29 protein-coding genes are annotated in these 25,720 nt (G+C 68.7%); 19 read left to right on the top strand and 10 right to left on the bottom strand.

Going from position 1 to position 25,720, the window contains the following annotated elements; all coding sequences use genetic code 11:
- Positions 1-27 precede the first annotated feature (27 nt).
- Positions 28-894: an ABC transporter permease gene (locus ACT54L_RS20850; RefSeq protein ID WP_476087560.1), complete on the bottom strand. Its 867-nt coding sequence runs from the start codon at positions 892-894 to the stop codon at positions 28-30.
- 12 nt (positions 895-906) lie between these two features.
- Complete coding sequence (locus tag ACT54L_RS20855) at positions 907-1,686, bottom strand: ABC transporter ATP-binding protein (RefSeq protein WP_476087561.1); 780 nt, start codon at positions 1,684-1,686, stop codon at positions 907-909.
- A gap of 109 nt (positions 1,687-1,795) precedes the next feature.
- On the opposite strand from ACT54L_RS20855, the gene ACT54L_RS20860 reads away from it, so the two are divergent.
- On the top strand, positions 1,796-2,461 hold the full coding sequence (locus ACT54L_RS20860) for a response regulator (protein WP_476087562.1): 666 nt from the start codon (positions 1,796-1,798) through the stop codon (positions 2,459-2,461).
- The gene (locus ACT54L_RS20865) at positions 2,436-3,830 is read left to right on the top strand and encodes a sensor histidine kinase (protein WP_476087563.1); all 1,395 of its coding nucleotides are present in this window, start codon (positions 2,436-2,438) and stop codon (positions 3,828-3,830) included. The genes ACT54L_RS20860 and ACT54L_RS20865 overlap by 26 nt, the downstream gene beginning before the upstream one ends.
- 126 nt (positions 3,831-3,956) lie before the next feature.
- Here the strand turns inward: ACT54L_RS20865 and ACT54L_RS20870 are convergent, their stop codons facing one another.
- Entirely contained in the window at positions 3,957-4,484 is a 528-nt protein-coding gene (locus ACT54L_RS20870) for a Dps family protein (protein WP_476087635.1), read from the bottom strand.
- A gap of 409 nt (positions 4,485-4,893) precedes the next feature.
- Between ACT54L_RS20870 and ACT54L_RS20875 the strand changes: the two genes are divergently transcribed.
- From ACT54L_RS20875 to ACT54L_RS20930, 12 genes are all read left to right on the top strand, one after another.
- A complete protein-coding gene (locus tag ACT54L_RS20875) occupies positions 4,894-5,535 on the top strand; it encodes an HAD family hydrolase (protein WP_476087564.1) in 642 nt (213 codons plus the stop codon).
- A 1-nt stretch (position 5,536) separates the two neighbouring features.
- A complete protein-coding gene (locus tag ACT54L_RS20880) occupies positions 5,537-6,691 on the top strand; it encodes an alanine racemase (RefSeq protein WP_476087565.1) in 1,155 nt (384 codons plus the stop codon).
- Between the two features lie 5 nt (positions 6,692-6,696).
- Positions 6,697-7,101 (top strand): RidA family protein, encoded by a 405-nt coding sequence (locus ACT54L_RS20885; protein ID WP_476087566.1) that lies wholly within the window; start codon positions 6,697-6,699, stop codon positions 7,099-7,101.
- 70 nt (positions 7,102-7,171) lie between these two features.
- Entirely contained in the window at positions 7,172-7,975 is an 804-nt protein-coding gene (locus ACT54L_RS20890) for an ABC transporter ATP-binding protein (protein WP_476087567.1), read from the top strand.
- Positions 7,959-8,810, top strand: coding sequence for an ABC transporter permease (locus ACT54L_RS20895; RefSeq protein ID WP_476087568.1), 852 nt, complete (start codon positions 7,959-7,961; stop codon positions 8,808-8,810). The genes ACT54L_RS20890 and ACT54L_RS20895 overlap by 17 nt, the downstream gene beginning before the upstream one ends.
- Before the next feature lie 12 nt (positions 8,811-8,822).
- Positions 8,823-9,758: an ABC transporter substrate-binding protein gene (locus ACT54L_RS20900; protein WP_476087569.1), complete on the top strand. Its 936-nt coding sequence runs from the start codon at positions 8,823-8,825 to the stop codon at positions 9,756-9,758.
- A 94-nt stretch (positions 9,759-9,852) separates the two neighbouring features.
- Complete coding sequence (locus ACT54L_RS20905) at positions 9,853-10,581, top strand: GntR family transcriptional regulator (RefSeq protein ID WP_476087570.1); 729 nt, start codon at positions 9,853-9,855, stop codon at positions 10,579-10,581.
- A gap of 145 nt (positions 10,582-10,726) precedes the next feature.
- Positions 10,727-11,905, top strand: coding sequence for a trans-sulfuration enzyme family protein (locus ACT54L_RS20910; protein WP_476087571.1), 1,179 nt, complete (start codon positions 10,727-10,729; stop codon positions 11,903-11,905).
- Positions 11,906-11,914: 9 nt separating this feature from the next.
- Positions 11,915-12,631, top strand: a complete 717-nt coding sequence (locus ACT54L_RS20915; protein ID WP_476087572.1) for a TIGR04282 family arsenosugar biosynthesis glycosyltransferase — start codon at positions 11,915-11,917, stop codon at positions 12,629-12,631.
- Positions 12,628-13,380, top strand: coding sequence for a glycosyltransferase family 2 protein (locus tag ACT54L_RS20920; RefSeq protein ID WP_476087573.1), 753 nt, complete (start codon positions 12,628-12,630; stop codon positions 13,378-13,380). Before ACT54L_RS20915 ends, ACT54L_RS20920 begins: the two co-directional genes overlap by 4 nt.
- Positions 13,377-14,441, top strand: a complete 1,065-nt coding sequence (locus tag ACT54L_RS20925) for an NAD-dependent epimerase/dehydratase family protein (protein WP_476087574.1) — start codon at positions 13,377-13,379, stop codon at positions 14,439-14,441. The genes ACT54L_RS20920 and ACT54L_RS20925 overlap by 4 nt, the downstream gene beginning before the upstream one ends.
- Positions 14,438-14,797, top strand: a complete 360-nt coding sequence (locus tag ACT54L_RS20930; RefSeq protein ID WP_476087575.1) for a DMT family transporter — start codon at positions 14,438-14,440, stop codon at positions 14,795-14,797. Before ACT54L_RS20925 ends, ACT54L_RS20930 begins: the two co-directional genes overlap by 4 nt.
- On the opposite strand, the gene ACT54L_RS20935 is transcribed toward ACT54L_RS20930, so the two are convergent.
- From ACT54L_RS20935 to ACT54L_RS20945, 3 genes are read right to left on the bottom strand one after another with little or no spacing between them, the layout of a single operon-like run.
- Positions 14,786-16,753: a hypothetical protein gene (locus tag ACT54L_RS20935; RefSeq protein ID WP_476087576.1), complete on the bottom strand. Its 1,968-nt coding sequence runs from the start codon at positions 16,751-16,753 to the stop codon at positions 14,786-14,788. The genes ACT54L_RS20930 and ACT54L_RS20935 overlap by 12 nt on opposite strands.
- Positions 16,754-16,787: 34 nt before the next feature.
- The gene (locus tag ACT54L_RS20940; protein ID WP_476087577.1) at positions 16,788-17,579 is read right to left on the bottom strand and encodes a molybdopterin-dependent oxidoreductase; all 792 of its coding nucleotides are present in this window, start codon (positions 17,577-17,579) and stop codon (positions 16,788-16,790) included.
- 9 nt (positions 17,580-17,588) lie between these two features.
- A complete protein-coding gene (locus ACT54L_RS20945; RefSeq protein ID WP_476087578.1) occupies positions 17,589-18,251 on the bottom strand; it encodes a cytochrome b/b6 domain-containing protein in 663 nt (220 codons plus the stop codon).
- A gap of 86 nt (positions 18,252-18,337) precedes the next feature.
- Here ACT54L_RS20945 and ACT54L_RS20950 point away from each other — a divergent pair, with 86 nt between their 5' ends.
- Entirely contained in the window at positions 18,338-18,844 is a 507-nt protein-coding gene (locus ACT54L_RS20950) for a PRC-barrel domain-containing protein (protein WP_476087579.1), read from the top strand.
- A 23-nt stretch (positions 18,845-18,867) separates the two neighbouring features.
- Here the strand turns inward: ACT54L_RS20950 and mtnK are convergent, their stop codons facing one another.
- Both mtnK and ACT54L_RS20960 read right to left on the bottom strand, forming a co-directional pair.
- Positions 18,868-20,139: an S-methyl-5-thioribose kinase gene (gene mtnK / locus ACT54L_RS20955; RefSeq protein WP_476087580.1), complete on the bottom strand. Its 1,272-nt coding sequence runs from the start codon at positions 20,137-20,139 to the stop codon at positions 18,868-18,870.
- Between the two features lie 193 nt (positions 20,140-20,332).
- A complete protein-coding gene (locus tag ACT54L_RS20960; protein ID WP_476087581.1) occupies positions 20,333-20,863 on the bottom strand; it encodes a helix-turn-helix domain-containing protein in 531 nt (176 codons plus the stop codon).
- A gap of 85 nt (positions 20,864-20,948) precedes the next feature.
- Here ACT54L_RS20960 and ACT54L_RS20965 point away from each other — a divergent pair, with 85 nt between their 5' ends.
- From ACT54L_RS20965 to ACT54L_RS20975, 3 genes are read left to right on the top strand one after another with little or no spacing between them, the layout of a single operon-like run.
- Positions 20,949-21,941, top strand: coding sequence for a Bug family tripartite tricarboxylate transporter substrate binding protein (locus ACT54L_RS20965; protein WP_476087582.1), 993 nt, complete (start codon positions 20,949-20,951; stop codon positions 21,939-21,941).
- Between the two features lie 7 nt (positions 21,942-21,948).
- Entirely contained in the window at positions 21,949-22,596 is a 648-nt protein-coding gene (locus ACT54L_RS20970; protein WP_476087583.1) for a glutathione S-transferase family protein, read from the top strand.
- A gap of 2 nt (positions 22,597-22,598) precedes the next feature.
- Positions 22,599-23,378 carry an aldolase gene (locus ACT54L_RS20975; RefSeq protein ID WP_476087584.1) on the top strand — a complete coding sequence of 260 codons (780 nt, stop codon included), beginning with the start codon at positions 22,599-22,601 and terminating at the stop codon, positions 23,376-23,378.
- Between the two features lie 48 nt (positions 23,379-23,426).
- Here the strand turns inward: ACT54L_RS20975 and ACT54L_RS20980 are convergent, their stop codons facing one another.
- Both ACT54L_RS20980 and ACT54L_RS20985 read right to left on the bottom strand, forming a co-directional pair.
- On the bottom strand, positions 23,427-24,053 hold the full coding sequence (locus ACT54L_RS20980; protein ID WP_476087585.1) for a pyridoxamine 5'-phosphate oxidase family protein: 627 nt from the start codon (positions 24,051-24,053) through the stop codon (positions 23,427-23,429).
- Positions 24,054-24,115: 62 nt separating this feature from the next.
- Positions 24,116-24,655, bottom strand: a complete 540-nt coding sequence (locus ACT54L_RS20985) for a carboxymuconolactone decarboxylase family protein (RefSeq protein ID WP_476087586.1) — start codon at positions 24,653-24,655, stop codon at positions 24,116-24,118.
- Between the two features lie 126 nt (positions 24,656-24,781).
- On the opposite strand from ACT54L_RS20985, the gene ACT54L_RS20990 reads away from it, so the two are divergent.
- On the top strand, positions 24,782-25,684 hold the full coding sequence (locus ACT54L_RS20990; protein ID WP_476087587.1) for a LysR family transcriptional regulator: 903 nt from the start codon (positions 24,782-24,784) through the stop codon (positions 25,682-25,684).
- The last annotated feature ends 36 nt before the right edge of the window (positions 25,685-25,720 follow it).

Here is a 25,720-nt window from a genome sequence, read left to right on the forward strand (position 1 = left end):
CGTGGGGCGCCCTTAGGGTTTGAGGCGTCAGTGCTGCATGCCCCAGCGGCGCACGGTCTTGCGCTCAATGGTGGCGAAGCCGACATTCTCCACCACGAGACCGATCAGGATCACGGTGAACAGGCCGGCGAACACATTGGCGGTTTCCAGTTGGTTGCGGTTCTCGAAGATGAACCAGCCGAGCCCGCCATTGCCGGAGGAGACACCGAACACCAGCTCGGCGGCAATCAGCGTGCGCCAGGCAAAGGCCCAGCCCACTTTCAGGCCCGTGAGAATGGCCGGGAAGGCGGCGGGGATGAGGATGAGGCGCACCAGCTTCAGGCCCCGCAGGCCGTAGTTCAGGCCCACCATGCGCAGCGTGTTGGACACCGCCCGGAAGCCCGAATGGGTGTTGAGCGCGATGGCCCACAGCACCGAATGCACGAGAACGAAGATCACCGAACCCTTGCCGAGGCCGAACCAGATGAGCGCCAGCGGCAGAAGCGCGATGGCCGGCAGCGGGTTGAACATGGAGGTCAGCGCCTCCAACAGATCCGCCCCGAGCCGCGAGCCGATGGCCAAAGTGGTGAGCACGGCGGCGAGTGCCACGCCGATGCCATAGCCGATCAGCAGCGTTTCCAGCGACACCAAAGTGCGGGCGGGAATGACGCCGTTGCGGATATTCTCGAAGAAGGCGCTGAGCGTCTCGGTGAAGGTGGGAAAGAGCAGCGGGTTGCCCAGCCAGCGGCCATAGCCTTCCCAGATCAAGGCCAGCACGATCAGGATGAAGGCCTTGCGCACCGCGCCGATGCGATAGACCCGCTCGAACAGGGAAAGGGAGGCTTCCACTTCCACATGGCCGAGGGGGGTGTCCGGATTGACGATCTCCGGACGCAGAACAAGCGTCTCGCTCATCTTGGCGTCTCCTCAGTGGTGCCCGAACAGCATGTCGTTGATGCGGGCTTCCAGCTCCACGGCGGGCGTGGTGCCCATCTGTTCGGCCGGCACGCTGTTCAGCTCGGCCCGCACCCGTCCGGGATGGGGAGAGAGCAGGAGGATGCGCGTGCCGATCTTGATCGCCTCCTCGATGGAATGGGTGACGAACAGCACGGTGAAGTGCGTGTCCTCCCACAATTGGAGCAGCTCGTCCTGCATCTTGCGGCGGGTGAGCGCGTCGAGCGCCGCGAAGGGCTCATCCATGAGGAGCACATCCGGCTCCATGGCCATGCCACGGGCAATGGCCACGCGCTGCTTCATGCCGCCGGACAGCATGTGGGGATAGCTGTCGATGAACTTGGTCAGGCCGACCTTGTCGATATAGGAGCGGGCGCGCTCGCGAGCCTCCGCCTCGGTGGCGCGGCCGGAGGCGGTGAGCGCGAAGATGACGTTCTCGCCCACGGTCTTCCAGGGCAGGAGCTGGTCGAACTCCTGGAACACCATCATGCGGTCGGGACCGGGCTCGCGCACCTCGTTGCCCTTCAGGCGGATCTTGCCTTCGGTGGGGCGCAAGTATCCGCCAATGGCCTTCAGCAGAGTGGACTTGCCGCAACCAGACGGACCAAGAAGAACGAAGCGGTCCGAATTATAGACCTTGAAATCGACGCGATATGTCGCCGTCACCAGCGTGTCGGGCGTCTTGTATTGCAGCGTCACGCCTTCAACCGAAAGCAGGGGCGCAAATTGAGTCTCAGATGGATGCAGCGTCATCGTCCCTCCCGTGCCACAAGGCGCGTTCTTTTTTCTTGGTGCACTCAGGCAACCTTGCTTAGGATCATAGCCGGCATCGCTGACACGAACCTGACCGGGACTGACAATCGTGCGCATCCTGCTGGTGGAGGACACGGAGGAGATCGGCCGCGCCGTGGTGAGCCGCTTCGAGCGCATCGGCTATGCGGTGGACTGGGAGACGGACGGGCGCACCGCAAGCGAACTCATCGAAGTCCAGGTCTATGACCTCGTGGTCCTCGACGTGATGCTGCCCAACATGGACGGCTTCACGGTGCTGAAGAATCTGCGCGGTCGTGGCCTGCGCACCCCCGTGCTGGTGCTCACCGCCCGCTCGGCGGTGGATGACCGCATCAGCGCGCTGGATCTCGGCGCCGACGACTACCTGACCAAGCCGTTCGACTATCGCGAGCTGGAGGCCCGCGCCCGCGCCCTGCTGCGCCGGGCCGCCGGGCTGTCGGACAACACCCTCAAGGTGGGGCCACTGGCCATCGATCGGGCGGGGCGCACGGCGGCGGTGGCGGGCCGGCCGCTCGATCTCACCCGGCGCGAACTGACCGTGCTGGAAATCCTCGCCTCCAAATCGGGGCGCTACGTCTCGAAGGAAGAATTGGTGGAGCAATTGTTCGGCTTCGACCAGGATCCGAGCCCCAATGCGGTGGAGCAGTTCGTCGCCCGCCTGCGGCGCAAGCTCGCCGGCACCCCCGTGGAAATTCGCACCGAGCGCGGCCTTGGCTATCAGCTCCTCGCTTCGTGAGCTGCGCGCCTCGCTGCGCGCCCGCGTCCTGTTCATCGTCGGCGCGCTGCTGGCGGTGGGCTCGCTCATCCTGTCCATCGCCGCCTGGCAATATGCGGCGCTCGCCGCCCGCGATGCCTATGACAAGCTGCTGATTGGTGGGGCCATCCAGATCGCGGAGAACATCTATCTCCAGGGCGGGGTGGTGGCGCTGGAGCCACCCGCCGCCGCCTTCTCGACCCTCTCGGCCTATGACCTCGTCTTCTACAAGGTCACGGATGGGCGCGGCGTGGTGGTGGCCGGCCATGACGACCTTGCCGCCGACGTGGCACCGAGCGCCGCCCGCTCCGGCGTCGTGCTCGCCGACGGCACCTTTCGCGGCCACAAGGTGCGCATCGCCGTGCTCGCCCGCAAGCTTGAAAACGCGCCGGGCGATGGCTGGATCGAGATCGTGCTTGCCCAGACCCTGGACGCCCGCAATGCGCTCGCCTTCGACCTCACTTTGAAGGCCCTGGCGCTGATCGCGGCCATGAACACGCTGGCTCTGGTGGCGACCGCTCTGTGCCTCGGCCTGGTCTTCGCCCCGCTGACCCGCATCGAGGCGGAGATTGCCGGCCGGCAGCCGGACGACTTGCGCCCCATTTCGGTGGTCGCGCCGCCGGAGGTGCGGGCGCTGGTGGGCGCCATCGACGGCTTCATGCAGCGGCTCGACACGCGCGTGCGGATGATGCAGCGCTTCATCGCCGACGCCGCCCACCAGATCCGCACGCCGCTCGCCGCCATCGATGCGGAGGCCGAATTGCTGGCGGCGGGGAGCGTCAATCCGGACGAATTGGAGCGTCTGCGGAACCGGGTCTCCGATCTTGGCCGGCTGACCAGCCAGTTGCTGGACCATGCCATGATCCTGCACCGCGCCCAGTCGCCGCGCTTCACCGAAGTGGATCTCAACGCGCTGGCCAAATCCGTGCTCTCCCAGGCCGTGCCACTCAGCCTCGACCGGGAGGTCTCCATCGCCTTCCTGCCGCAAATGGACCCAGCCACCATCTGGGCGGACCCCATCAGCGTGCGGGAGGCGCTCGCCAACCTCATCCACAACGCGCTCGCCCATGGCGCCCGCACGCGCCTCACCGTGGCGGTGGAGGATATTCCCTCGGGCTTTGCCCTCGCCGTCACCGATGACGGGCCGGGAATTCCGCCGGAGGCGCGGGCGCACTTGTGCGAGCCGTTCCAGAAGGGCGCGGCCTCCCACGGCTCGGGGCTCGGCCTTGCCATCGCGGCGGAAGTCGCCCGCGCCCATGGCGGCGCGCTTGTGCTCTCGGGCGGCGAGGGCGCCTTCCGCGCGGCACTGCTGCTGCCGGAGCATCCGGCGGGAGTGGAGGGGACGGGGTGAAATCGGGCGGCCAAACGGGGCGAAAACGCCCGAAGGGACAGCATTGATTTCAAACGACTTTGCACCTCATTCGTCATGAGGTGTCCACCGCCTCACCGCGCGGTGAGGCGGCGGCAAAATCCCCCGTCAATGGTTGGAGCGGGTGGCCTCGTAGAGGAACCAGGTGCGCCGCTCGGCCTCGTCGATCCAGTTCTCAATGAGGCTGGTGGAGGCGATGTCGTTATGGTCCTCGCACACCGCATGGGCCTCGCGCAGATAGGTGGTGAGGGCGATGTTGTCCTGCGCCAGTTCCGCCAGCATGTCGGGGGCGGTCACATAATCAGCCTCATTGTCCGGGATGCGCTGGAGGCGCGCGATGTGGCCGATGGAGCGCAGCGTCGTGCCACCCACCTTGCGCACGCGCTCGGCCAGATCGTCGGTGGTGGCGAAGATCTGCGCGCCCTGCTCGTCCAGCATCAGATGATAGTCGCGGAAGTGCGGGCCGGAGACGTGCCAGTGGAAATTCTTGGTCTTCACATAGAGCGCGAACATGTCCGCCAGCAGCCGGGTGAGGGCGGCGGCGATGTCCTGGGTCGCCTCGGCGCCGAGATCGGTGGGGGTGCGCAGCGGGCCGAGGCGGCGCTCCTTGGCGGCGGCAGCGGCGGTGTCCGACAGGGGGGCGGGCTTGCTCGCCGGGGCGGATTTGGCCGGCGGGGCCTTCGCGGACACCGACTTTCCGGGCGCCGCCTTGGCCGTGGCCGCCTTGGGCGCGCTCTTGGCAGGGGCCTTCGAGGGAAGGTTGGAGGGAGTGCCGGTCCGGTTGCTCTTGGAAATGGCCATGGAGAACCTCTTCTTCGCTTCTCGCGCGCCCGCCGGGGATGGCGGACCGGGCGCGCGGCCAGTGGCCGGGCCGGCGGACGATGGCGCCCACGCAGCATCCGGCCCGCACGCGAGCCGCGGGCATAACGCCCGGCCACGCCGAAGGTTGCCGCGCCCTCGCATTTTTCTCGCGCCGGCGTCCCTTGCAGATGGCAAGCGATTGACTCTCACCTCTACATGCTACATGTAACATGCAGGAGGACGAATGATGGACGGGGCAAACACGACGGGCGCGGCCCGCTATGACGCGGTGGTGTTCGATCTTCTGACCGCGCTGATCGATTCCTGGTCGCTGTGGAACGACATTGCCGGCTCGCCCGAGGCGGGGCTGCGCTGGCGGCGGAAATATCTTGAACTCACCTATGGCTGCGGCAGCTACCGGCCCTATGAGGAATTGGTGGCGCAGGCCGCGCAGGCTTGCGGCTTCCCGGTGGACTGGGCGCAGGCGCTGGCCGACCGTCAGGCGGAACTTGCCTGCTGGCCGGAGGCACAGGCCGTGCTCGCGGAACTCTCCCGCAAGGTGCCGCTGGGCATCGCCACCAATTGCTCCCGCACGCTCGGGGCCATCGCCGTTTCCTGCACCGGCACCGACTTTGCCGCCGTGGTGACGGCGGAGGATGCCGGCTATTACAAGCCCCGCCCCGAGCCCTATCGCGCGGTGCTGGAGAAACTGGGCGTCGACCCCGCCCGCACCCTCTTCGTGGCGGGATCGGCCTCCGACGTGCCGGGCGCGCGCGGGGTGGGCATGTCCGTCTATTGGCACAATCGCATGGGCTTGAGGCCGGTGGATGCAGCGCGGCCGGACTATATTGCCGATTCCCTCGACCCTCTCCTGAAGCTGGTGTGACATGGAAGCGGCCCCCTCCCCTCTCGGCTTTGCCGCGCAGGATCTCGAAACCCCGGCTCTGCTGCTGGACCGCGCGAAGCTCGAAGCCAATGCCGCCCGCATGCGGGCGCGCTGCGCGGATCTCGGCGTGCTCCTGCGGCCCCATCTGAAGACGGCCAAATCCGTGGACGTGGCCCGCGTGGCGCTGCCCGACGGGCCTGGGGCCATCACCGTCTCCACGCTGAAGGAAGCCGAGTATTTCGCCGCCGCCGGCTATAAGGACATCCTGCTCGCCACCGCCGTCGCGCCCGGCAAGTTCGCCCGCGCCGCCCGCATCGGCGCATCGGGGGTGGACCTGCTCCTCGTTACCGACGCTTTGTCCGTCATCGAGGCGGCGGAGGCGTTCTGCGCAGAGGCGCACACGCGCCTTTCCTTCCTGGTGGAGATCGATTGCGGCGAGCACCGCTCGGGCCTCCTGCCCGACGCGCCGGATGTGGTGACGCTGGCCCGCGCCATCCACGACGCGCCGCACCTGGATTTCCGAGGGGTCATGACCCATGCGGGCCATTCCTATGGCAGCGACCAGATTCCCGACGTGGTGAAGCTCGCCGCGCTCGAGCGGGACGCGGCGGTCGGAGCGGCGGAGGCCATCCGCGCGGCGGGCATCCCGGTGAAGATCGTCTCCATCGGCTCGACGCCCACCGTGCTTCATGCGGACCACCTGGAGGGCGTCACCGAGGCGCGGGCGGGCATCTATATGTTCTGGGACCTCGCCCAGTTCTCCCGCCACATGTGCACGCTGGAGGACATTGCGGTTAGCGTCCTCTCCACCGTCATCGGCCACAACCATGCCGCCCGCGCGCTGATCCTGGATGCGGGGGCGCTGGCCCTCACCAAGGACATCGGTGCCAACAAATTCCTGCCCGATGCTGGCTATGGCTATGTGTGCGATGCCGTTACCGGCGAACGCCTCGGCGCCCTGTCGGTCACCGCCGTCCACCAGGAACACGGCCATGTGCCCGTGGACGACGAAGCCTGGTTCGCCCGCCTGCCCGTGGGCACGACCGTGCGCATCCTGCCCAATCATGCCTGCCTGACCTGCGCGGCCTATGACCAGTATGCGGTCATCGCCGACGGCAAGGTCAGCTCCCTCTGGCCCCGCATTTCCGGCTGGTGATCCCCATGACGAGCCCCACGACGAACCCCACCCAACCGCCCCTCACCCGCGTCATGAGCCGCGAGGCTCCCGCCCCCGGCGGGCATTATTCCCAGGCCATCGTGGCCGGCGGCACGGTCTATGTGTCCGGCCAATTGGGCGTGCTGCGCGGGCAGGATCCTGCCCGCTCTCTGCGTGAGCAGACCCTGTTCGCCCTCGCCAGCATCGAGGCCATCCTCAAGCCCGCCGGCTGCGACCGCACGCGGGTGGCCAAGACCACCCTCTACATTTCCGACATTGCCGGCTGGGACGAGGTGAATGCCGCCTATGCGGACTTCTTCGGCGACCATCGCCCCGCCCGCTCGGTGGTGCCCACCGGGCCCCTGCATTTCGGTGCCAAAGTGGAGATCGAGGCCATCGCCGTGATCTGACCGCGTCCAACCCACCAGGACCCAAACCGGCCCGCAGAGGCCGGAGCAACCGACCAGACAGGAACCAACGATGCGACAGGTTCAGGCACAGACCGTGCCGGACGCTGAACGCCCCATGCTGGCCGTCACCGGCCTGCATCTGGGCTATGGCGGGCCGGCGGGGACCGTGACGGCGGTGAAAGATGTCACCTTCACCGTGGCGCGCGGCGAGACGGCCATCCTGCTCGGCCCCTCCGGCTGCGGCAAGTCCACCATCCTCAAAGCCGTGGCGGGCTTCCTCTCGCCCTTGAAGGGCACGCTCCAGGTGAATGGCCGCGCGGTGGACCGCCCCGGCCCCGACCGGGCGGTGGTGTTCCAGGAATTCGACCAGCTCTTTCCCTGGCGCACGGTGCTCGACAACATCGCCTATCCCCAGCGCCGCATCGGCCGCAGCCGCGCTGCCGCCGATGCCCGCGCCCGTGATTTGCTGGCGCTGATGAAGCTGGAGCATGCGGCGGACCGCTTCCCCCACCAGCTTTCGGGGGGCATGAAGCAGCGCGTGGCCATCGCCCGTGCCCTGGCGATGGACCCCGCCATGCTGCTCATGGACGAGCCCTTCGGCGCCCTTGATCCGCAGACCCGCCTACGCCTGCAACTGGAATTGCTGGAGATCGTGCGCCGCTCGCAGGCGACCGTTCTCTTCGTCACCCATTCCATCGCCGAGGCGGTGCTGCTGGGCGACGACATCATCATCCTCGACGGCCACCCCTCCGGCATCAAGGAGATCGTGGACGCGCGGGCGGCGCGGGAGCCCTCCTCCCCGCGCGCGCTGGAGATCGGCCGCCATGTGGCGGGCGTGATGGGAGAAGGAGCCAGCCATGTCCATGGCGACTGAAGCCGCCCCCGCGCCCCGGCCGCGCCTCAAGTTGCGCTGGGCCGCCTTGCCCGTGGCCCTGCGCCGGGCGCTGCAATTCCTCATGCTCATCGCGGCGTGGGAAGCCTATACGCGCTATTCGGGCGTCGACCCTCTCATCTTCCCGCCTCCGCTCCAGGTGGGGCAGGCGCTGGTGGAAGGCTGGACCTCCGGGCGCCTGGCCCAGGCGACCCTCACCACGCTGCAATTGCTGGCCTTGTCGCTGGCCATCGGCATGGGGCTGGCGCTCATCTTCACCGTGCTCTCCCGCGTCTCCACCTTCGCGGATGATGCGGTGGAGCTGTTCACCTCCATGCTGAACCCGCTGCCCTCGGTGGCCATGCTGCCCATCGCGCTCATCTGGTTCGGGCTCAACGTGAATGCGCTGATCTTCGTGGTTGTTAACGCCGTGCTCTGGCCGGTGACGCTGGCCCTTTCCACCGGCTTTCGCACGGTGAACCAGACGCTGGTGAATGTGGGCCGCAACATCGGTTTGAGCTGGTGGCGGATGATCACCGACGTGCTCTTTCCCGCCGCCTTGCCCCACACCATGACCGGCATCAAGACCGGCCTTGGCTATGGCTGGCGCACCATCATCGCCGCCGAGCTGGTGTTCGGGGTCTCCGGCGCCAAGAGCGGGCTCGGCAATTTCCTCAATGACGCCCGCTACTTCCTGCGCACCGACGAGGTTTTTGCCGGGATCATCTCGGTGGCCCTCATCGGCATCACGCTGGAACTCGTCCTCGCCGCCATCGAGCGCCGCACCATCGTGCGCTGGGGCATGAAGCAGCAATCCTCGACCCAAACCACCAGATAAGGGAACAGCTCCATGATCACGCGCCGAACCCTCCTGCTCAGCGCCGCCGGCACCCTGTGCGCCCCCGCTCTGGTGCGGGCTGAGGCCACCAAGGTCACGATCGCCATGCTGCCGGGCCTGTCCTATGCCCCGCTCCTCATCGCCAAGGCCAATCGCCTGGTGGAGGCGAAGGTGGGCGGGGTGGAGATGGACTGGAAGACCATCGCCTCCTCCGCCGCCATTCGCGAGGCCATGCTGGCCGGCGACGTGCAGGTGGGCGCGGGCTCCGTCGCCCCGTTCCTGGTGGGCCGCGACCGGGGCTTCAAGGTGAAAGCGGTCTCCGTGCTCAACCGCACCAATTTGTGGCTGGTCACCAATGATCCCGCCATCCAGTCGGTGAAGGACTTCAAGCCCGGGCAGAAGATCGCGGTGCCCGCCCCCGACACCAACCAGGCCTTCGTGCTGCGCAAGCTCGCCCTCCAGGCCTTCGGCGATGCCAAGGCGCTGGACACCAACATGCTCGCCATGCCCCATCCCGACGCCTTGCAGGCGGTGGTGACCAACCAGATCGCGGGCTACATGTCCTCGCCGCCCTTCCAGTCCCAGGCGGTGGCGCGCGGAGCGCGGCGCATCGCCGACAGCAAGGAGGCCTTCGGCCCCTTGCCCTTCGCCATCGCCTTCGCCACCGAGAAGTTCGGCACGGCACGACCCGACATCATCGCGGCCCTGCAAGGGGCCATCGCCACCGCCATCGCCCTCATCGCCAAGGACCCGCTGGAGGCAGGGCGGATCGTGGCGCAGGAGATGGGCGGCCGCCAGACCGCCGAGGAGGCCATGGCCCTCTTGAAGGACCCCGACACCGACTTCACCGACAGCACCGCCGGCATCGAGGGCCTCGCCGATTTCATGAAGCAGACCGGCTTCCTGCGTACCGCCGTCACCGGCATCGGCGAGGTGACGTTCAAGTAGGCCGCGCGCCATCCCGCCGGGAGGACAAGCCCCGGCGGGACGGTCTATATCGGACGGACAAACCGGCTTCACGGGCAAGGGATCTGAGGGACGAATGGACAAGTTGCCCAAGCTGCGGCCCGCCATGCGGCTGGTGGATGCGGTGAGTGAATCGTTGAAGGAAGCCATTTTCGAGGGCGGACTGAAGCCCGGCCAGCAACTCTCCGTGCCCGAGCTCTCCCGCCAGCTGGACGTCTCCCGCAGCCCCGTGCGCGAGGCGGTGCTGAACCTCGTCGCCAACGGCCTGGCGGTGGAGCAGCCGCGCAAGGGCGTGGTGGTGGTCACCATCGAGCCGCGCGACCTGCTGGAAATCCACGAGGTGCGCGAATTCGCCGAGGCGCTCTCCGCCCGCCTGTGCGCCGAGCGCATCGACGATGCCCATATGGCGCTGCTGGACGAGATCCTGGAGCGGCAGGCCCGCGCGGTGGAGGACAATGACGCCGACGCCTATTTCGCCACCAATGCGGAATTCCATGCGGTGATCGGCCAGCAATCGGGCAATGGCCGCCTCTATGACCTGCTCCAGACGCTGGAAGGGCAGATGCGGGTGGGCCTGAAGCGCGTGTCCGGCGACATGGACCAGCGCGCCCGCGCACTCCAGGAGCACAGGGAGATCCTCGCCGCCATCGCCGAGCGCCGCCCGGATGATGCCGAGCGCCTCATGCGCCGGCACATCGCCGCCACCAAGGCCCAATTGGAAGCCTCGTTGGCCGCAGAACCCACCGGGAAGGCCGGCGCCAAGACCGCATCCGCCAAGGCGCCGGGAAAACCCCGGCGGTCCTGACCGTCATCCCCTCCCCCGTTCACGAAACCGCGACGGCCCCGCCGCCACGTAACGCGCCGCACACCCCCCGCGTATGGCCCTGTGACCCCTGACGGCCGCCGGCTCCCCCGGCCGGCCGGCGGGGCGCCACAGCCAAAAGCGGACCATGGACGACCGGCCCCAATTCCTCCCCAAGCCGCGGACGCTGGCCGCCCGCGCCCGCCTCCCCCGCCGCTCGCCGGCCACCGCGCTGGCGCCGGCCATCGATGTCTCCGCCACCTATGTCCGCGATGCCGACAACGGCTATCGCACCGGCCATGTCTATGGCCGCAAGGACAATGCCACGGTCCAGCAGGCCGAGGACGAGCTGGCGGAGCTGGAAGGGGCGAGCGAAGCCCTGCTTTTCACCTCCGGCATGGCGGCGGCCACCACCGTCTTCCTCGCCCTTGCCCCCACCCATGTGGTGGCGCCCCGCGACATGTATTTCGGCTTCAAGCAATGGCTCACCGAGGCCGCGCGCTATGGCCATCGCGTCACCTTCGTGGACATGGCCGACCTCGACGCGGTGCGCGCTGCCGTGCGGCCGGGGACGACGGGGCTGGTGTGGATCGAGACGCCGAGCAATCCGCTGTGGACCCTCACCGACATCGCCGCCGTGGCGGATATCGCCCATCAGGCGGGCGCGCTTTTGTGCGCGGATTCCACGGTGGCCACCCCGGTGCTGAGCCGCCCCCTGGACTTTGGCGCCGACCTCGTCATGCATTCGGCCACCAAATATCTGAACGGCCATTCGGACGTGATCGCCGGCGTGCTCGCGACCGCCGGCGAGAGCGATCTGTGGCGCCGCATCCGCCAGGTGCGGGAGCATCATGGCGCGGTGCTCGGCCCGTTCGAGGCGTGGCTTCTCATGCGCGGCCTGCGCACGCTGGACCTGCGGGTGCGCGAGCAGAGCCGCAGCGCCGCCCGCCTCGCCGTGCGCCTCACCTTCCATCCCGCCTTGTCGGAGGTGCTCTATCCCGGCCTTCCCGAACATCCCGGCCATGCCATCGCCGCCCGGCAGATGGTGGGGGGCTACGGCGGCATGATCTCGGTGCGGGTGAAAGAGGGGGCGGCCGCGGCCATCGCGGCGGCGGGGCGCGTGCGGCTCTGGCATCGCGCTACGTCCTTTGGCGGCTCGGAAAGCCTGATCGAGCACCGCGCCTCCATCGAGGGGCCGGGCTCGCCCTGTCCCGACGACCTCTTGCGCCTTTCCGTGGGCCTCGAAGACCCCGACGACCTCTTTCACGACTTGGCCCAGGCCCTCGACAACCTGCTTCCCGACCTCCCCTCCCGCCCGACCCGATGAGGTGACGCCATGTCCACCATCGCTCTCGCCATCCTCTGCAAGACGCCCCGGCCGGGCGCCTCCAAGACCCGCCTTTCCCCGCCTCTGGCGCCGGAGGACTGCGCGGCGCTCTCCGCCTGCTTCATCCACGACCTCTCCCGGACCCTCGTCGGCCTGGCGGCGGAAGGACCGGCGCGGGCCTATGCGGTCTATACGCCGGTGGGCAGCGAGGCGGCCTTGCGCGCCTTGTTGCCGGCGGGGGTAGGCCTCGTGCCGCAAGGCGAGGGCGACCTGGGCGCCCGCCTCGACCAGGGCGTGGCCGATCTTCTCGCCGCCGGCCATGGGGGTGCGATCCTCATCAATTCCGACAGCCCGACCTTGCCACCGGCTTTGCTGCGGGAGGCGATGGCGGCGCTGGAGGAGGGCGCGCCGGTGGTAGTGGGGCCGGCCCTCGATGGCGGCTACACCTTCATCGGCCTGAGTTATCGCGAGCCGCGCCTGTTCGCCGACATCGCCTGGAGCACCGAGACGGTGCTGGCGGAGACGCTCGCCCGCGCGGAAGCGATCGGCCTGCCGGTGCGCGTCCTCGCACCCTGGTACGACGTGGACGATGCGGCGACCTATGCCCTGCTGGAGAACGACCTCGCCGGCCGCCCCCTGCCCGAGGCGCTGCGCCATGCCGGCGCGCCGGCCCCCGCCACCACGGCCTTCCTCGCCGCCCGCCGGCCGGGCCGGGAGGCCGCATGATGACGCAGGTGGATCTGTCTTCCGTGGCTGTCATCATTCCCTGCCTGAACGAGGAAGAGGCCATCGCCGACGTGGTGCACGACGTGCGCGCACAGGGGGTCGGTGCTGTGATCGTGGTGGACAACGGCTCCACCGACCAAACGGCGCGCAATGCCCGCGCGGCGGGCGCGCAGGTGGTGGCGGCGCCGGAACGCGGCTATGGCCGGGCCTGCGCGGCGGGGGCGAAGGCGGCGCCCGCCGCCACGCCCGTCCTGTGCTTCCTGGATGGCGACGGCAGCGACGTTCCCGCTTTCCTCGGGGACGTGGCGGGGCCGGTGCTCTCCGGCGCGGCTGACTTCGTCATGGGCTCGCGCCTGCGCGGCCATCGGGAGGCGGGCAGCCTGACGCCCCAGCAGCTGGTGGCGGGACGCCTGGCGGGCGTGCTGCTCCGGGCCACCTATGGGGTGCGCTTCACCGACATGTCGCCGCTGCGCGCCATCCGCGCCGACCGCCTCGCCGCCTTGGGCATGGGTGAGGAAACCTATGGCTGGAACCTGGAAATGCAGATGCGCGCCGCCGCCTTCGGCCTGACCTGCCTGGAGGTGCCGGTGGACCATCGCTGCCGGCGGGGCGGAGTCTCCAAGGTGTCCGGCAATCTGGTGGCGGGCCTGAACGCCGCCATGCGCATCACCCTCACCTTCCTGCGGCTGGCCCTCACCTTGCGCCGCACGCCCGCGCCCTCCGCTCCCCGTCCGAGGACCTCGCCATGACGATCCTGCTCACCGGCGGCGCCGGCTTTATCGGCACCCATGTGCTCGCCGCGCTGCTGCGCAACGGGCACGAGGTGCGCGTCCTCGACAGCCTGCGCGCCGACGTGCATCGCACCGGCGACTGGCGTCCGCCCGCCGGCGTCGCCTTCATCCGGGGCGATGTGCGCAATTCCGCGCTGCTCACGGAGGCCCTGGAGGGGGTCAAGGCGGTGGTGCATCTGGCCGCGAAGGTGGGGCTCGGGGTGAGCCTCGACGACATGCCCGATTATGCCGGCACCAACGATACGGGCACCGCCATCCTGCTCGCGGCCATGGCCCGGCAGGAGGTGCCCCGGCTGGTGCTGGCCAGTTCCATGGTTGTCTATGGCGAGGGGCAGGCGGACTGCGCCGAACATGGCGCCGTCACCCCGGCGCCCCGCCGGGCGGAAGACCTTGCCGCCGGCCGGTTCGAACCCCGCTGCCCCCATTGCGGCCGTCCGCTGGCGCATCGCCTGGTGGATGAGGCGACGCCGTTTGATCCGCGCAACGCCTATGCCACCTCCAAGATGGCGCAGGAGCTTTATGCCGCCAATTGGGCGCGCATGACCCAAGGCAGCGTGGCGGCGCTGCGCTATCACAATGTCTATGGGCCGGGCATGCCGCAGGACACGCCCTATGCGGGGGTGGCCTCGCTGTTCGCCTCCGCGCTGCTGAAGGGCGAGGCGCCGCGCGTGTTCGAGGATGGCGGGCAGAGGCGCGACTTCGTGCATGTGCGCGACGTGGCCTCCGCCACGGTGGCGGCCCTGGAGCGCCACCGTGCGGGGGTCGCCGCCTTCAATGTGGGATCGGGCACACCGCGCACCGTGGGCGAGATGGCGGACGCCCTCGCCACCGCCCTTGCCGGCCCGCGCCCAGTCATCACCGGCGGCTTCCGGCTCGGCGACGTCCGCCACATCACCGCCGATTCCCGCCGGCTGCGGGAGGATCTGGGCTGGCGGCCGCAGGAGGATTTCGCCGCGGGCATCGCCGCCTTCGCGGCGGAGGCCCGCGCGCGCGCGGCGCCCGCCCGGCGCGCCTCGTGAGCCTGCCGAGCGCGCTGGCGCTGATCCTTTCGAGCGTGGTGCTCAACGCCTCGGCGCAGGTGCTCCTGCGCTGGGGTGCGCGCGTGCCGCAGGCCGAGAGCGGGCTTGCCGCGCTGGCCTTGTTCGTGTTGCGGCCGGGCATCCTGGCGGGGCTCGCCTGCTACGGCTTCAGCCTGCTCATCTGGCTGCGGGTGCTGCGGGAGGTGGATGTCTCCTTCGCCTATCCGTTCCTCGGCCTCGGCTTCGTGATGGTGGCGCTGGCGGGGACCTTTCTCCTGGGCGAACCCATGCCGCCAGCTCGGATCGCTGGAACGGCGCTCATCGTCGCCGGCGTGGTGGTGCTGTCACTGTCCTGAGCCCTCAGCCACATAGATGCGCCAGCGGCCGGTGGTCTCCTCCGCCAGGTGCAGGCCCGGAACGGAGCGGAACGGATCGCGCGCCCAAGCGCCATCCTGCGGCGTCACCACGAACACCCGGCAATTGAGGCGCTGGACCATCGCCGCCACGTCGCCCCCCTGCGGCGTGCCGTCGAAGACGCGGGCGAACAGCTCCGTCAGCTCCGCCCGGGCCTGCGGCGACAAAGGCGCGAAGGCGAGCGCCAGTTCGTTGCCCGCAAAGCAGGAGGGTCGGTTCGCCAGCAGCGCCCAGGAGATGTTCACGGGCCAGGGGGTCATGTCCGCGAACAAGGCGGGATTGTTGGCCACCCGGTCCCGCGGCCCCGCATGACGGCGCACCGCCGCCCAGAGGTCGGGAGCGCGCGCGAAATCCTCCGCCGAAGGGGAGGGCACCCCGCGCAAATTTCCCGCCGCGATCACGGCCCCGCCCCCAAGGCCCCCAACCGCGACCAGGGCAAGCGCCAACCACGGCGCGCGGGCTTCCCTCCCGATCCAGTCCGCCGCCTGCGCGGCAGCGGCCGGGATAAGGATGAGAAGCCCCGGCAGCACGGCGCGCCAGCCCAGATCATTATTCTCCCCAGCCGTGCTCACCAGCACCCAGCCGCCCGCAAGACTGACGAAGGCGAACAGGGCAAGCAGGCGGGTGAACCGCGCATCCTCCCCCCGGCCGCGCAGCAGCCAGAGGGCGCCGGGCAAGAAGACCAAAGGCAGTTCCAGCGGCAGGAAGACCAGCCAATAGAAAAACGGGTCGAGCAGCAGGCGCAGGACATGCGACAGATCGGGCGCCAGCACGGGATAAAGGCCGAGCGCCAGCGGCACCCCGCCCCCGCGCGCGGCCGCCGCTTCGGCCTGGGCCTGCAGAAGCGGCGCGCTCAGCCCCAAAGCAAGCAGCGCCGCGCCGAGGCACAGCGCCAGAAAAGCCAGCCGCCGCCGAGGCGTCAATCCGCCCAGAAGCACCAGCACCACCGCGCCTCCGGCCAGCGCCAGCGTGATGCCGCCCACCCACAGCGAAGCCTGGAACCCAGCCGCCAACACCAGCGCGAGCACAAGACCCACCAGAAGGGCCTCCGGCCGGCCGGCGCGGCCGGCGAGGCGCTGGAACAGGCCGAGCACGAGCACCGCGCAACAGGCGGCCATCACATGATGGGGGCTCCAGCTCACCTGGAACAGCCAGCCCGCAAGGCCACTTGCCGGTTCAAGCACCTGATCCAGTCGCGCCTGCCCCACCAGGACCGCGAGCGCGGGCCGCAGCGAGCCGGACAGCGCAGCGACCAGCACCAGGGCCGGTGCCAGCCGTCCCGGGCGCAGGCGCGCCGCCAGTCCGCCCATGAGGCAGAGCGCGGCGAAGGCGGTGAACCAGCTGGCCGCCGCATCCGCCGCCCAGCCCGTGGCGCCGGTGAGGGCTGCCAACTGCGCGGCGCCGAAATGCCAGAGGTAATAATAGGATACACTCAGCGGCCCGCCGCCATAGACGGGGTCCTCGGGGGGCACGCCCTCCCGCAGGATGGCATCGATGAGCGCCACCTTGGAATGGTCGAAGAGGGGCGCGGAGAGCAGCACGCCGCCGCCCCCCGCCTTCGGCCACACCACCGCCGCCGGCACCAGGGCAATGAGGGCCGCCGCCCCGGCGAAGAGCAGCATTGGCCCCACCCGTCCCCGCTCTCTCGGCTGCGGCGCGGCAAGCAGCGCCAGCGCGCCGGCAAGCCCCGAGGCGGCAAGGCTCGCGACCGGGGAAAAGCCGAACATCTGCGCCAGCGGCAAGGCCAGCGCATTCTGCACCGCCCAGCCGAGCACGGGCGCCAGCGCCAGACTTCCCCCGAGCCCCAGCCGCAGGCGCGTGGCGAGGAGCCATCCCGGCCCGCCCCACAGGATGAGCGCGACGGCGGCGCAGGCGAGGACGGAAGGCAAGCTCAGCATGGCGTGAGGCCGTAGCGGGCCGCAGAGCGGCCTTTCACAGGCCGGAGAACCAGTTGAAGCCCTGCTTCTCCCAGAAGCCCTGCTGGTAGGTGTTGGTCACCTCGATGGCCCGCACCCATTTGGGATTCTTGAAGCCCAACTTCACCGCCGTGCGCAGGCGCAGCGGAGCGCCATAGGGATCGGTGATGGGCTCGCCCGCATAATGGGTGGCCAGGATGGTCTGCGGATGGAGCGCCGAGGCCATGTCGATGCTCTCCATGTAATCATCGGCGCCATGGAAGGCCACGTAACGGGCGGACAGGTCCGCCCCGACGCGGGTCAGAAAGTCCTTCAGGTTGGGGCCGGACCATTGGCCGATATAGTCCCAGCCTTCCACGCAGATGTGGCGGATGATTTCCTCCTGCTGCGGCAAGGCGTTGATGGCGTCCAGCGTCCAGGGGCGCTTGTCCTTCACGAGGCCCGCCAGCTCCAGCTTCCAGGTGGTCAGGTCCACCGAGCGCACATCCTCGATCTCGTAATAGGCATTGAAGCGCGGCGGCTTTACCACTTGCGAGACGTCATAGGTGGGCGCCAGCTTCTTGGGGTCGAACAGGGCCGCCTGCGCGCCGTCATTGAAATCGGACACCGCCCGCAGAACGGTCTGCACGCTCTCGTCTTGCGAGACGTTGCAGCCGGTGAGCAAGGTGAGCGCGCCAAGGCTCAGTGCGCCGCGCAGCACCTTGCGGCGGTCGATGGCCTCCACCAGCTTGCGGTTCTCCACCAGCACGCCGCGATCGGGCACGCTTTGCGGGCGGAACAGGGACAGGGGACGTCTGCGCAGCGACATGGCACGCCTTCAGTGGTCGGAGGGAGGGGAGGCGGGCAGACGGGGGCCGCCGGTGAGCATGGCGAGGATGGTGCGCGGCACGAGAAGCGCGAGGCTCACATGCACCACCAGGAATAGGACGATGGCCGCCATGCCGAGAAAATGGGCGAGGCGCACGCCCTGGAAATCGCCGAACAGGCTCACAAGACCCTGAAATTGCACGGGCTTCCAAAGCGCCAGCCCGGTGACGACCTGGAAGATGATGGCCCCGATCACGCCCACATAAAGGCACTTCTGCACGGCGTTGTAGTGGGTGAGATCGTCATGCTTCAGGCGGAAGGTGAGCGCGGCGATCACCTCCGCGACCACCTCGCGGGGCCAGATCGGTAGGAGCATGCGGCGGAAGCGGCCGGAGAGGAGGCCGTAGGCAAGATAAGCCAGGCCGTTCAGCACCAGCACCCACATGCCGAGGAAATGCCATTGCAGCCCGTGCTGCGCCCAAACGCCCAGGACGATCTCTTCGGGAAAGTGGAGAAAGCCGAAGATCACTTCGTCATTATAGATCTTCCATCCGCTCATAATCATAACGACCATGGTGACTGCATTGACCCAATGCATGACCCGCAAGGGAAGTGGATGCAAACGACGTGCGCGACCTCCAACTCGTTCCATAGAAATAGATAGATCTGACATTTTATGACCCCACCTTTATTTCGATTTACGAAATTCAATTTCAGCTATATTTTATATTCACTCCTTCAATTCGGACATTCATCCAAATGAAGCCCCAACTTCTTCTCCCCTCCACGCTCGCCGCCCTGCTGCTCGCCGCGCCGCTCGCCGGCCCCGCCCGCGCCGATGACGGGTCGCAGGTCACCCCGCAGGTCACCCGCCGCGAGGGCGGGGCGCACACCCAGCCCGTTACGCAGGAGGACGGGCTCACCCCGCAGCAGCGCATGGAGCGCCGCTTTCCCCAGAAGGCGCGCGTGGGCGACCTGATCGGCCAGGCGGTGCTCGACTTTGACGACCGCACGCTCGGGTTCGTCACCGAGGTGGTGCGCACGCCGGAGGGCGGGCTCGTGCTGGTGATGCCCTATGGCGGCTGGTTCGGCCGCGGCGGGCGCCCGGTCGGCGTGCCGCTGGAGGCGGTGGCGAGCCTCGGGAAACACATCAATCTGCTCGATCTCGACCGGGCGGACCTTGCCGCCTTGCCCGACTGGACGGGAAAGGACGGCACCCCCCTGGCGGCGAACGAGACCATCCGCATCGCCATTTCGCGGCGCTGACGGGGCGAGGGCGGGGGCGGCCCTCACGGCCGCGCCCCGCCGGCCACGTCCCGCATCAAGGCGCAGACATCCGCCATGCGCGAGAAGCCCATCCGGCCCACCGCCAGCGCCCGCCCCGCCTGGAGCGCCCGGCGCTCGCAGGCGGCGCGCACGGTCTCATCGGCCACGGCTTCCAACTCCGCCGCATGGGCCAGACCCAGGATGCGACGGTGCATCTCGATGCCGGCAAAGCCGAGCGTGTCCTGCCAGATTTCGGCAAGGCGCGCCTTCAGCAGGAGGTCCGCGCCGCGCGGATCGCCTTGCCCCTCGAACACGTCCCGCCCGCCCAGCAGCCCCGTGCGCTCGGACTGCCAGAGGATCGAAAACTCCTCCGTGAAGGTGGTCCAGACCTGGGCGGCGAGGTCCAGGATGATCGCCCCATAGGCGGCGCGGTCGACGCGCCCCGCCGGCAAGCCGGGCTGGGCGAAGAAGGCGAGGAAGAGGTTGCCCAAGAGCGCGCCCACATCGAAGCCCATGGGGCCATAGAGCGCGAATTCCGGGTCGATCACCCGCGTGTCGGTGGCGGTGGCCATCACCGATCCGGTGTGGAGATCGCCGTGCAGCAGCGTCTCCGACCGGGTGGCGAAGCGCGCCTTCATCTCGCAGGCGGCCAGCTTCAGCGCCCGGTCCGCGCGCACATGCGCCGCCTCCCGCTCCAGGCCCGGCGTGTGGCGGTTGCGGGGGTGGTCACGGAAGGGATCGGTGAAGACCAGATCCTCGGTGATCCCCGTCAGTTCCACATTGGCGCAGAACAAGGCCGTGTCCGCCTTGCGCTGCGCCGGATTAAGATGAAGGTCGGAGCCGCGAAACAGCGTGCGGGCGAGATATGCGCCGAGATGCCGGCCAAGATCGCCATACTGTTCCCCCGCGATCACCCCCCGCCGCAGGATCAGGTGCGGCGTCAGGTGCTCCATCACGATCAGCGCCTGCGTCTCATCGAAGGCGATCACCTTGGGCATGCGCCCGGGGTCGCGGGCGCCGAGCCGCGTCAGGGCATGAAACTCGAAGGTGGCGCGGGCCAGCGAAAGCGGCCAGCCCTCCCCCACCACCCGCACATAGGGCAGCGCCTGCTTGACGATGAGCGAGCCGCGCGGGCCCTCCACCACGAAGACGAGATTGAGATTGCCATCGCCAATCTCCCGCACGCGCCAGCCGCTGATGGGGCCGAGGGCATCGGTCATCTCGCTGCGGCCGGCGAGGCGCAGCGGCAAATCGGCGCCCGTGAGCGGCCGATAGGCGGGCAGTCTTTCGAGCATGCCGGTCTCCATGGTGCGGGCGGTCCGCCCGGCCGCCCAGGGCGACGGGCGAGGCCGGGTTCCGATGACCCATTCGACGGAGACGGCTTGGCCGTTACATGCGTCACGGCGCTGTGATGGAGACGGGGCTGCGAATATCCCGCCAGCATGGGGGCGCCTTGCCGCCCCCTGCGCGCAAGAGACCGTCGGGCGGTCAGTCGACCCGGATGACGATCAGGACCTCGGCCGCGTCGCCGCTGAGCGATGTGATCTTGTGCGGGACCACGCCGTTGAACTGGACGGCATCCCCCGGTTCGAGATCCTCCACCCGGCTCGGCAGTTCCAGGCGGATGCGACCGGCCAGGACAAAGAGCAGCTCGTCCCCTTCATGGTGGCTCATGGGGTGGCTTTGCTCCCGCGCTTCGCCCGGCCTCATGACGAAAGCGACCATGCGATGTCCGCCCCGGGTGCTGGCCACCAGCCGGGGGGTGCCGCGCAGCGTGTCCTGCGGCGTGCCCTCCTTGGCGCGGGTGACGATGACCGCATCGCCGGTTTCGGCATCGCCGAACAGCTCGTCCACCGAGACGTTCAGCACCTTCGCGAGCTTCAGCGCGGAGCCCACGGACGGCTTCACCAGACCCCGCTCGATCTTGGACAGATAGCCCCGGGTGACGCCCGTGGCCTGGGCGACCTCTTCCAGCGTGAGATTGGCGCGCAGGCGCAGCAGCTTGAAATTGAGAGACATTGTTTCCTACAAGAAACTTGTTGACTCGATCTATGAAACGGATTTTGCTCCCCCACAACGCCGACAATAACGAGGGAGGGAACGGATGTTGAGGCATCGTACCAGGGGGCTGCTGGCCGGCCTCGGCCTCTTGGTGGCATGGGCTGTCGCGGGCGGCGTGGGGCCGCTGCGGGCGCAGGAGGAGTTTCCAACGCGGGCCATTAAGCTGGTGGTCCCGTTCGGCGCCGGAGGCATCACCGATGTGGTGGCGCGGCTGGTGGCCCAAGGCCTGTCGGACCGGCTGGGGCAGCCGGTGGTGGTGGTGAACCGCCCGGGCGCCGGCGGCGCCACGGCCGCCCAGTCGGTGGCCACCGCGACGCCAGATGGCTACACGCTTCTTCTGGGAACAGTGGGCACGCAGGTCGTCAACAAGATGATCTATCCGCGCCTGTCTTATGACCCGGCCAGCTTTGTGCCGATTTCCCTGGTCAGCAATTCGCCTTATGTCATCGCCGTCTCCACCTCGCTCGATGTGAACAGCCTCAAAGCGCTGGTGGAGCGGGCGAAGGCCGAACCGGGCAAGCTGAATTTCGGCTCGGCCGGCAACGGCTCCTCCCCCCATCTGGCGCTGGAACTGCTTGAACTCCTCACCGGGACGAAGATCGAGCACATCCCCTTCAAGAGTGGCGGCGACGCCGTCAATGGTGCGCTGAGCGGCCAGATCCAGATCGTGTGCGACGCCATCCCGGTGGTGATGCCCCATCAGGCCAGCGGACGTCTGAAGGCGCTGGCCATCACGGCCACCACGCGCAATGCCGCGCTGCCCGATGTGCCCACCACCGCCGAGCAGGGCGTGGAGGGCATGGTGGTCAGTTCCTGGAATGCCCTTCTCGCCCCGGCGGGAACGCCCGGCAGCCGCGTGACGGTGCTCCGGGACGCACTCGCAAAAGTGCTTGCTGATCCCACCGTCCTGGCGCGGTTCCAGGAGCTGGGGATCGAGCCGATGCCCATCGGCAGCGAAGCCTATGCCCGGCACATCGCGACCGAGACCGAGCGCTGGTCGAAGGTGGTTGAAGCCGCCCACATCAGCATCCAGTGAGGCCCCCATGCGCATCTACGACACACAGCGCTCGGGCAATGCCTGGAAGGTGCGGTTGCTGGCGGGCTTCCTGGGCCTCCGGCTGGAGCGCACGTCGCTGTCCATCGACCGCGGCGACCTGAAGACCGACGCCTTCGCAGCTCTGAATGCCCTGCGCCAGGTGCCCGTCCTCCAGCTGCCGGACGGACGGAGCCTGTCGGAATCCCTGGCGATCCTGTTCTATCTGGCCGAGGGCACGCCGTGGTGGCCCGAGGGGCGGCTCGCGCAGGCGGAAGTGCTGCGCTGGCTGTCCTTCGAGCAGTCCCAGCACATGCATCCGCTGGCCCAATTGCGATTGCATCTGGCGCTTCATCCCGACTGGCCCTTGGCCCCCGATCAGTTGGCGGACTGGCGCCATCAGGCGAATGAAGCGCTGCGGCAGTTGGAGGCCCAATTGGCGGCGGCGGGAGAGAGCGGGTGGGTGGCGACGCCCTCCCATCCCAGCATCGCCGACGTCGCCCTCTATCCCTACACCCGCCTTGCCGCCATGGGCGGCCTGGACACGGGGCGGTTCCCCGCCATCACCCACTGGCTCCGGCGCATGGAGGCCCTGCCGGGCTACGAGCCCCTTTTCCCCGGGCGGCCCGACCTGACCGAATCCCGACAGGAGATATGAATATGGGGCTCACCGACAGCTTCAGCCTCGACAAGACCAGTCTGATGGCCAAGTCGCAGGAAGACATGCGCGCCCACCTGGACGACGGCGCCTACAGCAAGCGGGAGAAGGTGGCCCTCACCTGCCGCATCCTGTTCCACAACGGCCATGATTCAGGACTTGCGGGACAGATCACCACGCGCGGCGAGACGGCGGGCACCTTCCTGACGCAACGCCTCGGCCTCGGCTTCGACGAGATCAGCCCGGACAATCTCCTGCTGGTGGACGAGCATCTGCGCGTGCTGGACGGCGCGGGCATGGCCAACCCCGCCAACCGCTTCCATTCCTGGGTGTATCGGGCGCGGCCGGACGTGAACTGCATCGTTCACAGCCACGCCTTCCACACCGCCGCGCTCAGCATGCTGGAGGTGCCGCTCCAGGTCTCTCACATGGACACATGCATCCTCTATGAGGATGTGGCCTTCGTGCCGAAGTGGCCGGGCGTTCCGGTGGGCAATGACGAGGGAGAGTTGATCTCCGCGGCGCTCGGCACCAAGCGCGCGCTGCTGCTTGCCCATCACGGCCTGCTGGTGGCAGGGCGCACGGTGGAGGAAGCCTGCATCATCGCCTTGGCTTTCGAGCGCGCGGCGAAGATGCAACTGGCGGCGATGGCGGCGGGCGCGATCCAGCCCATCGATTCCAAGCTTGCCCGCGAGGCGCGCGATTGGATCAACACCCCCAAGCGCAACAGCGCCGCCTTCGCCTATTATGCGCGGCGCACCCTGGCGATCGCCCCGTTCTGAGGCGACCAGAGACGCCACGGGGTCCGGGCCTTCGAGACGTTTCGCCTCTCAGGCGCCGGGTCCCGGCTTCAGAAGCTCGCGCAATTCCGCATTCTCGGCTTCCACCGCCTCAAGGCGCGCACGCAGCGCCAGCACCACGCGGGCGGCGGCGGCGGCGTCCACCTTCTGGGGGATGTGGGCCTGGCAATTCACGTCCCAGGCCTCCACCTCGAAGACGAGCACCTGCTCCACCTTCCGGTCGGCGGGATCGATGCCGAGCACCTCAGCATAAGTGGCGATGTCGGCGCTCATGCGGGCGCGGCCCCACAGCTTGATGCGGTGGCGGTTCTCGTAATCCATCAGGAAGAGAAAGGCCTTCGGATTATCCGCAAGGTTGCCGGTGGAGATGTATTGCCGATTGCCCCGGAAGTCCGCCATCACCAGATGATGGTCGTCGGCGATGCGGATGAAGCCGGGCGGCCCGCCGCGATGCTGGACATAGGGCTGGCCGTCCAGATTGGCGGTGCCGAGGAAGGCCGTGTCCACGCGGGCAAGAAAGCCGCGCGGAAATTCCGACAGATCGCTGCGGAAGCCGCCCTGCGCCTCCACCGCCGCATAGCGGGCGCGCGAGCCTCGCCGCTCCTGCTCGGCGCGGACGGTGGGCGTGAACGCGATGTCGCATGTGCTTTGCGTCATGACAGGTCTCCCACGGGGGATGCGGGGCGGCATCCTGGCCGCCCCGTTGGGTCGAACGCCGCTCAGGCGGCAGTGCGCACCACCGGGAAATCGATCTCGGTGCCGGCCACATGGTTGAGATAATTGGTGAAGATGTTTCGCGTCACCTGCGCCACGATCTCCACCAGCGCAGCGTCGCCAAGGCCGGCGGCGCGCACGGCCGCGATCTCGACATCGCTCACATGACCCTTCGTCTCCAGCACGGCGCGGGTGAAGGCGATGATCGCGTCGAAGGTGGCATCGCCGCTCGCGCCGCGGCGGGCGGCAGCGATCTGCGGCTCGGTCAGGCCCGCGCCCCGGCCCAGCAGCACATGGGCGGAGAGGCAATAATCGCAGCCATTGGCCTCGGCGGTGGCGATGGCGATGGCCTCGCGCTGGCGGGCGGTGAGCACGCCGCCATTGAGCGTCTCGCCGGAGGCCAAAGTCGCCTCCAGCACGGCGGGCGAATGGGCGACCACGCGATAAAGGTTGGGCACCACACCGAGCTTGGCCTTGATGGCGCCGAGCAGCTCCGCGCTGCGGCCCGTGGCGGTGGCGGGGTCGACGCCGGGGATGCGGGTCATGGCTTCATTCCTTTCATGGAGCGGCCGATTTGGCCGGTGCGCCATGAAATATCCGCGCCCATTGCTGCGTAGAATGAACATAAGCCGCAAGACATTCTTGCGGATCTCGCACGAAGGGAAACGGAGATGGACCGGATCGACGCCATGCGGGCCTTTGTGCTGGCCGTGGATGCGGGTGGCCTCGCCGCCGCCGCCCGGCGCCTGGGGCGCTCGCCTACCGCCGTCTCCCGTGCCCTCTCGGACCTGGAGGAGCAGGTGGGCACGCGCCTCCTGCGGCGCACCACCCGCGCGCTCCATCTCACCGAGGCGGGCGAACGCCACCTCATCGCCTGCCGGCGGCTGCTGGCGGATTACGACGAAGCCTTCGCCCAGGCCTCGGGCGAGCACCTCGCCCCGCGCGGCGTGCTCACCCTCACCGCGCCGGCGGTGTTCGGGCGCCGCCATGTGCGCCCCATCCTGGATGATTTCCTCGATGCCCACGGCGAGGTGCAAGGGCGTCTCCTGCTGCTCGACCGGATGGTCCACCTGGTAGACGAGGGCATGGACGTGGCCATCCGCATCGGCCGCTTGCCGGATTCCGGGCTCATCGCGCGCCGCGTGGGCGAGGTGCGCCGGGTGGTCTGCGCCAGCCCTGCGCTGCTGGAGCGCCTGCCCCCCATCGCGACGCCCGACGACCTGTCGGGCCTGCCCTGCATCACCTTCGGCCAGATTTCGGAAGGCCAGGGCTGGGCCTTTCCCACCGGCCGGGGGCGGGGGCCGGTGGAGATCCGCCCGCGCCTTGCGGTGACGGGCGCGGAAGCGGCCATCGATTCCGCCATCGAGGGACGGGGCATCACCTGCGTCCTGTCCTACCAGGTGGCGGACGCGGTGAAAGACGGGCGGTTGCGGCTTCTTCTGGAGGACTTCGAGCCGCCGCCCATGCCGGTGCATGTGGTGCATCCCGAGGCGCGCCTTGCCGCCGCCAAGGTGCGCAGCTTCGTGGATTTCGCCGTGCCGCGCCTGCGGGTGCGACTGGAGGCGTTGGTGTAGGAGGTCGAGAGTAACCAATAAAATTATAATTGACAG

This window comes from Aquabacter sp. DMC10, assembly GCF_056314145.1.

What these genes read in the sequence shown, in the direction of transcription:
- ACT54L_RS20850 (WP_476087560.1), bottom strand. Translation starts at nt 894, where the DNA reads ATGAGCGAGACGCTTGTTCTGCGTCCGGAGATCGTCAATCCGGACACC.
- ACT54L_RS20855 (WP_476087561.1), bottom strand. Translation starts at nt 1,686, where the DNA reads ATGACGCTGCATCCATCTGAGACTCAATTTGCGCCCCTGCTTTCGGTT.
- ACT54L_RS20875 (WP_476087564.1), top strand. Translation starts at nt 4,894, where the DNA reads ATGATGGACGGGGCAAACACGACGGGCGCGGCCCGCTATGACGCGGTG.
- ACT54L_RS20880 (WP_476087565.1), top strand. Translation starts at nt 5,537, where the DNA reads ATGGAAGCGGCCCCCTCCCCTCTCGGCTTTGCCGCGCAGGATCTCGAA.
- ACT54L_RS20885 (WP_476087566.1), top strand. Translation starts at nt 6,697, where the DNA reads ATGACGAGCCCCACGACGAACCCCACCCAACCGCCCCTCACCCGCGTC.
- ACT54L_RS20890 (WP_476087567.1), top strand. Translation starts at nt 7,172, where the DNA reads ATGCGACAGGTTCAGGCACAGACCGTGCCGGACGCTGAACGCCCCATG.
- ACT54L_RS20895 (WP_476087568.1), top strand. Translation starts at nt 7,959, where the DNA reads ATGTCCATGGCGACTGAAGCCGCCCCCGCGCCCCGGCCGCGCCTCAAG.
- ACT54L_RS20900 (WP_476087569.1), top strand. Translation starts at nt 8,823, where the DNA reads ATGATCACGCGCCGAACCCTCCTGCTCAGCGCCGCCGGCACCCTGTGC.
- ACT54L_RS20905 (WP_476087570.1), top strand. Translation starts at nt 9,853, where the DNA reads ATGGACAAGTTGCCCAAGCTGCGGCCCGCCATGCGGCTGGTGGATGCG.
- ACT54L_RS20910 (WP_476087571.1), top strand. Translation starts at nt 10,727, where the DNA reads ATGGACGACCGGCCCCAATTCCTCCCCAAGCCGCGGACGCTGGCCGCC.
- ACT54L_RS20915 (WP_476087572.1), top strand. Translation starts at nt 11,915, where the DNA reads ATGTCCACCATCGCTCTCGCCATCCTCTGCAAGACGCCCCGGCCGGGC.
- ACT54L_RS20920 (WP_476087573.1), top strand. Translation starts at nt 12,628, where the DNA reads ATGATGACGCAGGTGGATCTGTCTTCCGTGGCTGTCATCATTCCCTGC.
- ACT54L_RS20925 (WP_476087574.1), top strand. Translation starts at nt 13,377, where the DNA reads ATGACGATCCTGCTCACCGGCGGCGCCGGCTTTATCGGCACCCATGTG.
- ACT54L_RS20935 (WP_476087576.1), bottom strand. Translation starts at nt 16,753, where the DNA reads ATGCTGAGCTTGCCTTCCGTCCTCGCCTGCGCCGCCGTCGCGCTCATC.
- ACT54L_RS20940 (WP_476087577.1), bottom strand. Translation starts at nt 17,579, where the DNA reads ATGTCGCTGCGCAGACGTCCCCTGTCCCTGTTCCGCCCGCAAAGCGTG.
- ACT54L_RS20945 (WP_476087578.1), bottom strand. Translation starts at nt 18,251, where the DNA reads ATGTCAGATCTATCTATTTCTATGGAACGAGTTGGAGGTCGCGCACGT.
- ACT54L_RS20950 (WP_476087579.1), top strand. Translation starts at nt 18,338, where the DNA reads ATGAAGCCCCAACTTCTTCTCCCCTCCACGCTCGCCGCCCTGCTGCTC.
- mtnK (WP_476087580.1), bottom strand. Translation starts at nt 20,139, where the DNA reads ATGCTCGAAAGACTGCCCGCCTATCGGCCGCTCACGGGCGCCGATTTG.
- ACT54L_RS20960 (WP_476087581.1), bottom strand. Translation starts at nt 20,863, where the DNA reads ATGTCTCTCAATTTCAAGCTGCTGCGCCTGCGCGCCAATCTCACGCTG.
- ACT54L_RS20965 (WP_476087582.1), top strand. Translation starts at nt 20,949, where the DNA reads ATGTTGAGGCATCGTACCAGGGGGCTGCTGGCCGGCCTCGGCCTCTTG.
- ACT54L_RS20970 (WP_476087583.1), top strand. Translation starts at nt 21,949, where the DNA reads ATGCGCATCTACGACACACAGCGCTCGGGCAATGCCTGGAAGGTGCGG.
- ACT54L_RS20975 (WP_476087584.1), top strand. Translation starts at nt 22,599, where the DNA reads ATGGGGCTCACCGACAGCTTCAGCCTCGACAAGACCAGTCTGATGGCC.
- ACT54L_RS20980 (WP_476087585.1), bottom strand. Translation starts at nt 24,053, where the DNA reads ATGACGCAAAGCACATGCGACATCGCGTTCACGCCCACCGTCCGCGCC.
- ACT54L_RS20985 (WP_476087586.1), bottom strand. Translation starts at nt 24,655, where the DNA reads ATGACCCGCATCCCCGGCGTCGACCCCGCCACCGCCACGGGCCGCAGC.
- ACT54L_RS20990 (WP_476087587.1), top strand. Translation starts at nt 24,782, where the DNA reads ATGGACCGGATCGACGCCATGCGGGCCTTTGTGCTGGCCGTGGATGCG.